General features: G+C 64.2%; 1 protein-coding gene and 1 pseudogene. Both read right to left on the reverse strand.

What is annotated here, in order from left to right; translation table 11 throughout:
* Positions 1-678 (reverse strand): annotated as a pseudogene (locus ENZ74_RS30005) (urea ABC transporter permease subunit UrtC); the annotation flags it as partial.
* On the reverse strand, positions 675-2,148 hold a 1,474-nt coding region (gene urtB, locus ENZ74_RS30010; RefSeq protein WP_127313222.1), incomplete at its 5' end, for an urea ABC transporter permease subunit UrtB. The gene urtB and the pseudogene ENZ74_RS30005, both read right to left, overlap by 4 nt.

Raw genomic sequence — 2,148 nt, forward strand, 5'->3', positions numbered from 1 at the left:
GGTGACGAAGACGGCAAGTGCCAGCATCACCGCGCTGGCGGCAAACAGCGCCGAGCGCGTCGCGTCGGCCTGCACGTTGAAGCCCAGAATATCCTTGAAATCGGTCAGGCCGTTGTTGCCGCCGAACCCCATGTCGTTGCGGAAAAAGGCAAGCAGCAGCGCATACGTCATCGCCTGGGTAATGATGGAGAGATAAACGCCGGTGACGCGGCTGCGGAAGGCGAACCAGCCGAAGACGAAAGCCAGCAGGCCAGGCACCGCGAGCACCATGAGGCCGGCGAACCAGAAATGGTCGAAGCCATACCAGAACCATGGCAGTTCCTTGTAGTTCAGGAACACCATGAAGTCGGGCAAGACGGGATTGCCATAGACGCCGCGCGAGCCGATCTGGCGCATCAGATACATGCCCATTGCATAGCCGCCGAGCGCGAAGAAGGCGCCGTGGCCGAGCGAAAGGATGCCGCAATAGCCCCAGACCAGGTCGAGCGCCAAGGCAAGCAGCGCATAGCAGAGATATTTGCCGGTCAGCGCGACGATGTAGGATGGGATGTAGAAGGCGCTGGTAGGAGACACCGCAAGGTTGAGCAACGGCACGATGACGGCCACCGCCAGCAGGATGGAGATCGTAATGGCGATGCGGCGGTCCGCGCCGGCGGCAAAGAAGCGTCCCGTGATCATGCTTCCACCGCCCTCCCCTTGAGCGCGAACAGGCCGCGCGGGCGTTTCTGGATGAACAGGATGATCAGCACCAGCACGACGATCTTGCCGAGCACCGCGCCCGCATAAGGCTCGAGGAACTTGTTGACGATGCCGAGCGAGAAGGCGCCGACCAGCGTGCCCCACAGATTGCCGACGCCGCCGAAGACAACGACCATGAAGCTGTCGATGATGTACCCGCGGCCGAGATTGGGCGAGACGTTGTCGATCTGGCTCAGCGCGACGCCGGCAATGCCGGCAATGCCGGAGCCGAGCGCGAAGGCCAGCGCGTCGACCCACGGCGTCCTGATGCCCATCGAGGCAGCCATGCGCCGGTTGGCGGTGACGGCGCGCATCTGCAGGCCCCAGGGCGTGCGCTTCATCACGTAGAGCAGGATGCCGAAGACAGCGAGCGCGAAAACCAGGATCCACAGGCGGTTCCAGGTGATCGCCAACTGTCCGACATTGAACGAGCCCGACATCCAGGATGGGTTGCCGACCTCCTGGTTGGTCGGCCCGAAGATTGAGCGCACGGCCTGTTGCAGGATCAGCGAGACGCCCCATGTCGCCAGCAGTGTTTCAAGCGGCCGGCCATAGAGGAAGCGGATGACGCCGCGCTCGATGATCAGGCCAACCAGAGCGGCGACGAGAAAGGCCAGCGGCAGTGCGATGACCAGCGACCAGTCGAACAGGTCAGGGAAGGATGTACGGATCACCTGCTGGACGACGAAGGTCGTGTAGGCGCCGAGCATGACCATCTCGCCATGCGCCATGTTGATGACGCCCATGACGCCGAAGGTGATGGCGAGGCCGATTGCCGCCAGCAGCAGCACCGAGCCCAGCGAGATGCCGTACCAGATGTTCTGCCCGGCATCCCAAAAGGCCAGCGTCGAATTGATGTTGGCGATCGCGGCTGTCGCCGCTTGCCTGACCGCGTCGGTGGAATTCGCCTCGACCGAGGTGAGCAGGGAAACCGCATCGCGGTCGCCGCGCGCGCCGATCAGCGCGATGGCAGTGAGCTTCTCGGCATCCGGCCGGTCGGAGACCAGAACGGAGGCCGCACGGGCCTGTTCGAGCAGAGCCTTGACGCTGGCCACGGCCTCACCGGCGATCGCCGTATCGAGGGGGGCGATATTTGCGGCGTCAGGTGTCTTGAACATGGTGTCGGCGGCGGCGATGCGGACAGCCGGATCCTTGGCGCCGAGCGTCAGAGTGCCCAACGCATCGCGGATGACGCGACGCAGCGTGTTGTTGACCTTGATCTTGGTGATGCCGTCCTTGGCCGCCTCACCCGATGCCTCCCCGCTCAACGGGTCGGAAAGCTGGACGCTCTCGCCCGCTTCCTTGCCGACAAACACCAGGGAATCGGCCTTGCGGACATAGAGGTTGCCGTCGGCAAGTGCCGCAAGCGGCCGCTCCACCGCCGGGTCGCCAGCGGCTGCCAGTTCGTGG

It is taken from the genome of Mesorhizobium sp. M7A.F.Ca.CA.002.15.2.1 (genome assembly GCF_003998715.1).
GTDB classification, from domain to species: domain Bacteria; phylum Pseudomonadota; class Alphaproteobacteria; order Rhizobiales; family Rhizobiaceae; genus Mesorhizobium; species Mesorhizobium ciceri.